Source organism: Devosia sp. (assembly GCF_041917035.1).
Lineage (GTDB): Bacteria > Pseudomonadota > Alphaproteobacteria > Rhizobiales > Devosiaceae > Devosia_A.
Window position 1 is genome coordinate 1 of sequence record NZ_JAYRYM010000246.1, and the last position, 5,536, is coordinate 5,536.

At 70.0% G+C, this 5,536-nt stretch carries 5 protein-coding genes; all 5 read left to right on the forward strand.

The genetic code is table 11. The annotated features are described in order from the left end of the window. The first annotated feature begins 410 nt into the window (after nt 1-410). The 5 genes from ACE3TU_RS18410 to ACE3TU_RS18430 all read left to right on the forward strand — a co-directional run bounded on the left by ACE3TU_RS18410 (nt 411) and on the right by ACE3TU_RS18430 (nt 5,398). Nucleotides 411-746 carry a hypothetical protein gene (locus ACE3TU_RS18410; RefSeq protein WP_374626862.1) on the forward strand — a complete coding sequence of 112 codons (336 nt, stop codon included), beginning with the start codon at nt 411-413 and terminating at the stop codon, nt 744-746. Between the two features lie 100 nt (nt 747-846). Next, entirely contained in the window at nt 847-1,512 is a 666-nt protein-coding gene (locus tag ACE3TU_RS18415; RefSeq protein ID WP_374626871.1) for a VIT family protein, read from the forward strand. A 281-nt stretch (nt 1,513-1,793) separates the two neighbouring features. After that, complete coding sequence (locus ACE3TU_RS18420) at nt 1,794-2,654, forward strand: xanthine dehydrogenase family protein subunit M (protein WP_374626864.1); 861 nt, start codon at nt 1,794-1,796, stop codon at nt 2,652-2,654. Beyond that, complete coding sequence (locus ACE3TU_RS18425) at nt 2,654-3,130, forward strand: (2Fe-2S)-binding protein (protein ID WP_374626867.1); 477 nt, start codon at nt 2,654-2,656, stop codon at nt 3,128-3,130. The genes ACE3TU_RS18420 and ACE3TU_RS18425 overlap by 1 nt, the downstream gene beginning before the upstream one ends. 3 nt (nt 3,131-3,133) lie before the next feature. Then, nucleotides 3,134-5,398, forward strand: coding sequence for a xanthine dehydrogenase family protein molybdopterin-binding subunit (locus ACE3TU_RS18430; RefSeq protein WP_374626869.1), 2,265 nt, complete (start codon nt 3,134-3,136; stop codon nt 5,396-5,398). Nucleotides 5,399-5,536 lie beyond the last annotated feature (138 nt).

Consider the following 5,536-nt stretch of genomic DNA (forward strand, 5'->3'; position numbering starts at 1 on the left):
ATTGGTTGATCGGGCGGTTCGAGAGCATTATTGGATACAACGGCGCGCACAAGAAGCGGCCCAAGGTGGTCCGGCACTCCTAAACAGCGGCTACTGGGACAACAGCCGCTCCCTGATCATCCACTAACCGGGCTGACCCTCCACCGACAGGCCACCGACAGGGTTAGCGGAACAAAACGAGACTTTCGTCATCGATAGTGCCCCAAAAAGCCCAGAAATGCGGGGTCCGCTACCCCGTGGTCTGCTTCGGGAGCAGGGGGTCGAGTGTTCGAATCACTCTACTCCGACCAATCAACCCCGGCCTCTCGCGAGGTCGGGGTTTTTCATGCCGCCAGAAGCGGGATTCCGCCCGCTTCAGCGGGCTGTCAGGTCGGGACTCTAGGCCGGAGGGATCGGAACAGGAGACCGAGATGACACGCATGCGACGACACGCCCTGGTGGCAGGCTCACTGGCCCTCGCGGCCGGATTGCTGGCCCTTGGGGCCTCCCGGGCCGAACAGCCGGCGGCGGGTGATATTCGCTCCCGGCTCACGCCGGAGCTGATCGCCCAGCACTGCATCGCCAATGGCGTCGGCAGCCATGTCGAGGGCACCTTCATGCTGGGGTCGGGCGAGCGCCTCAGAGGTCCGATCCTGTGCTCGGCCGACGACATGACGGCACCAGTCAATGTGGCGGGCGGCCGTCACCATCATCACGACGACGATGATGATGACGACGAGGCATTCGAGGACCATGATGACGATTGAGACCTGCCCGGCCGAGGGGAACCGACGCCACAGTCCTTCGCCGCTGCATTGAACGGAGGCTGCCTTGAGCCGGCTGCACATCCATACCGAACGACATGCGATGGAAAAGATCGGCTGGCTCAGGGCGGCAGTGCTGGGCGCCAATGACGGGATCGTCTCCACGGCGAGCCTGATCGTGGGAATCGCGGCGAGTGCTGCCGACCATGGCGCCATTCTCTCGGCCGGGGTCGCCGGTCTCGCCGCCGGCGCGTTGTCGATGGCGGCCGGCGAGTACGTCTCGGTCAGCTCGCAGGCCGATACCGAAGCCGCCGACCTCGACAGGGAGCGACGCGAGCTTGCCGAGCAACCCGAGGCCGAACGCGACGAACTGGCGGGCATCTACGAGGCCCGCGGGCTCAGCCCCGAGCTGGCCCGCAGGGTGGCCGAGGAACTCACCGCCCGCGATGCGCTGGGAACGCATGCCCGCGAGGAACTCGGCATGTCCGGCCACCTGGCCGCTAATCCCCTGCAGGCGGCGGTGACCTCCGCGCTGACCTTCGCCGTGGGCGCCGCTCTGCCGCTGGCCGCGGCGGCGCTCACGCCCACCGGCCTGCTCGTCTGGGTCACGGTGGCCGTCACCATGCTGGCGCTTGCAGCGCTTGGCGCCCTCGGCGGATGGACCGGCGGCTCGGGGGCGCTGAAACCGGCCATCCGTGTCGTCCTGTGGGGGGCGATAGCAATGGCCGCGACTTCGGCAATCGGCTTCCTGTTCGGCCAGGTCGTCTAGCAACAGCACCTGCGCCGCCCCGATGGCGGGAGCAGCCGCCCGATGGCCGACCGCTATTGCCGAAGCGCCGATCCCGGCCCGGGGCGCCGGGACGCGCTCATCCGCCGGCAGGCATACTTTGCCGCAGCGGCGTCGACAGATCGCTGTGGCGTGGATAGTGTTCCACCTGGGAGAGGTGTGCCGGCGCGCCGGCCTCGGTCCGCGGTCCGGCCGGCGTTCGGCCGGGGGGCCGGGCGAGGCGGGCCCGGGCGCACGCGACACAGGGGGGAATCCGAGACGCGATGCACTACATGCGACCAGGCTCAGTGGCCGAAGCGATGGACATCCTGGCCGCGGCGGGCGGCAACGCCGCGCCGATGGCGGGTGGCACCGATCTCTTGGTCCGGATGAAGGGAGGGTTCGTCGAGCCCGAGGTGGTCGTCGATCTCAAGGCGATCGCGGAACTCGGCGGCATTGTCGAGACGCGCGACGGGTTCGAGATCGGCGCGGCGGTTCCCTGTGCGGCGCTCGGCGAGTCGGCGGCGCTGCGGGCCGCCTGGCCGGGGGTGGTGGAGGCGGCCGGCCTGATCGGCTCCAAGCAGATCCAGGGCCGCTGCACCATCGCGGGCAATCTGTGCAACGCCTCGCCGGCGGCCGACAGCGTGCCAGCGCTGGTCGCCGCCGGAGCGCGGGCGATGATCGTCGGTCCGGGCGGCCGGCGGGAGGCGCGTGTCGAGGACATTCCCGCCGCCCCCGGCAGGACGACGCTCGGCCGCGGCGAGATCATCGCGGCGATCCGGCTGGCGAAGCCGGCACCGCGCTCGGCCGACGCCTATCTGAGGTTCACCCCGCGCACCGAGATGGACATCGCCGTGGTCGGCATCGGGATCAGCCTGACGCTCGATGCGGACGGCCGGGTCGCGGCGGCGCGCGTCGCGATGGGCGCCGTGGCGCCGACCGTCCTCCTCGTCGCCGAGGCCGCCCGGGCCATCGTCGGCACCCGGCTGGACGAGGCCGCGCTCGCCGATCTGGCCGCAGCGTGTTCCGCCGCCTGCCGTCCGATCGACGACAAGCGGGGCACGATCGCATTCAGAACGAAGATCGCGGGCGTGCTGGCACGGCGTGCCGCCGTGATCGCATATGGCCGGGCGGAGGCAAGGTAATGTCGGGCATAGCTGTTTCAACCATCGTCAACGGCGATCGCGTCGAGTTTCTCTGCCAGCCCGAGGAGACGCTGCTCGACGTGCTGCGCGACCGGCTGGGGCTGACCGGGGCCAAGGAAGGCTGCGGCACCGGAGATTGCGGCGCCTGCAGCGTCATCCTCGACGGGCGCCTCGTCTGCGCCTGCCTGGTGCTCGGCGCCGAGCTCGAGGGCCGCCGCGTCGAGACCGTCGAGGGCCTGGCACAGGGCGGCCGGCTGCACCCGCTGCAGCAGAAGTTCCTCGAGCATGCCGCCCTGCAATGCGGCATCTGCACGCCCGGCCTGCTGATGGCGGCCAAGGACCTCCTGGCCCGGAACCCGGACCCGACCGAGGCGGAAATCCGCCTCGGGCTGGCGGGCAATCTCTGCCGATGCACCGGCTACGACAAGATCGTCCGTGCCGTCGAGGACGCCGCACGCGTACTGAGAGGAGCCTGAGCCATGACGACCGAACTGCGCTACACGGCCCAGGAGTTCAAATCGGTGGGGACGCGCCCCGTCCGGCCGGACGGGGTCGACAAGGTGACGGGAAGGGCGCGCTATGGCGCGGACTTCAACATGCCCGGGCAGCTGGTGGGGCGCGTCCTCAGGAGCCCCCACGCCCACGCCCGGATCAGGAGGATCGACACCGGCCGGGCCGAGGCGCTGCCCGGCGTCAAGGCGGTGATCACGGCGGCCGACCTGCCCGACCTGACCAATGGCGATGCCGACCTCCACGACATCCTCGACAATTGCATGGCGCGCGGCACGGCGCGCTATGACGGCCATGCGGTCGCCGCCGTGGCCGCGGTCGATGCCCGCACGGCGCGGGAGGCCCTCAGGCTCATCGCCGTCGACTACGAGATCCTGCCCCATGTCACCGATGTCGACGAGGCGATGCTGGCGAGCGCGCCGCTGATCCAGCCGTCGGTGTTCACCCGGGGCGTCCATCCCCGACCCGACCGGCCCTCGAACGTCGCGCAGCGCGGCGAATACGGCCATGGCGATCCCGAGGCCGGCTTTGCCGAGGCCGATGTCGTCGTCGAGCGCCGCTATCGCACCGAGCAGACGCACCAGGGCTACATCGAGCCGCATGCCTGCGTGGCCAGCGTCAACCCGGACGGGACCGGCGAACTGTGGGTCTGCACGCAGGGGCACTTCGCCTTCCGCCGCTTCTGTGCGCAGCTGCTCGGCATGGACATCTCGAAGCTGCGCGTCACCTCCTCCGAGATCGGCGGCGGCTTCGGCGGCAAGACCCATGTCTGGGGCGAGCCGGTGGCGCTGGCCCTGTCGCGCAAGGCCGGCCGGCCGGTGAAGCTGGTGATGTCGCGCGACGAGGTGTTCCGCGGCTCCGGTCCGACCAGCGCCACCTCGATCGACGTCAAGATCGGCGCCAGGACGGACGGCACGATCACCGCCGCGACGGCGACGCTGCGCTATTCCAACGGCGCCTATGCCGCCGCCTGGGGCGACCTGGGGGCGCAGACGGCGTTTGCCTGCTATGATCTCAAGCACGTCAAGACCGTCAGCTACGACGTGATCGTCAATCGGCCGAAATCGGCGGCCTACCGCGCACCGTCGGCGCCGATGGCGGCCTTCGCCGTCGAAAGCGCCATCGACGAGCTGGCCGCGAGGATCGGCATGGACCCGCTGGAGCTGCGCATCAAGAATGCGGCCCGGCAGGGCACCCGGTCGTCCTATGGCCCGGTCTTCGGACCGATCGGCATCGGGCCGACGCTGGCCGCGGCCAAGGCGCATCCGCACATGAGCGCGCCGCTCGGCAAGAACCAGGGTCGTGGCGTCGCCTGCGGCTTCTGGTTCAATTTCGGCGGGCAGACCTGCGTCGACCTCAATATCGGCGCGGATGGCACGGTGGCGCTGGCCGTCGGGACAGTCGATGTCGGGGGGTCGCGCGCCTCGCTGTCGCTGGTCGCGGCCGAGGAACTCGGCATCGCCTATGATCAGGTCAAGGCCGTCGTCGCCGATACGGCGACGCTGGGCTTCAATGACACGACCGAGGGCAGCCGGGGCACCTTCTCCTCGTCCATGGCCATCATCCGGGCGGCCCGCGACGCCAAGCGCGTGCTACGCGAACGGGCGGCCGCGATGTGGGACATCCCGGTCGACGACGTCGTCTGGGAGGCCGGCGCCGCGCGCGCTGTCGGCAGCGGCCACGGCAACCTGCCGCCGCTGTCGCTCCGCGAGATCGCCGCGGCGGCCTCCAAGACCGGCGGTCCGGTCGCCGGCCACAGCGAGATCGTCGCCGACGGGGCCGGAGTCTCGTTCTCGACCCATATCTGCGATGTGGAAGTCGACCCCGAGACCGGCGCCACCCGGGTGCTGCGCTACACCGTCATCCAGGATGCGGGCAAGGCCGTGCACCCGACCTATGTCGAAGGCCAGTACCAGGGCGGCGCCGTGCAGGGCATCGGCTGGGCGCTCAACGAGGAGTACATCTATGGCGAGGACGGCCGGCTGCAGAACCCGGGCTTCCTCGATTACCGCATTCCGGTGTGTTCGGATCTGCCGATGATCGATACGCAGATTCTCGAGATTCCCAATCCCAACCACCCCTACGGCGTGCGCGGCGTCGGCGAGACCTCGATCGTGCCGCCGCTCGCCGCCGTCGGCAATGCGGTGTCGAACGCGGTCGGCGCGCGCATGACCCATGTCCCGATGTCGCCGCCGCGGATTCTGGCGGCGCTCGAAGCGCAGGGGTCCGACTGATGGTCGAGGTGAAGCTCTGGGGGGCCCTCAGCGCTTCGATCGGCGGCAACGGCAGCGTCCGCATCGAGGCGCGCGACATCCGTGAGCTGTTCCGCAAGCTGGCGCAGGACTACCCGGCGGTCGAGCCATACCTGGCGA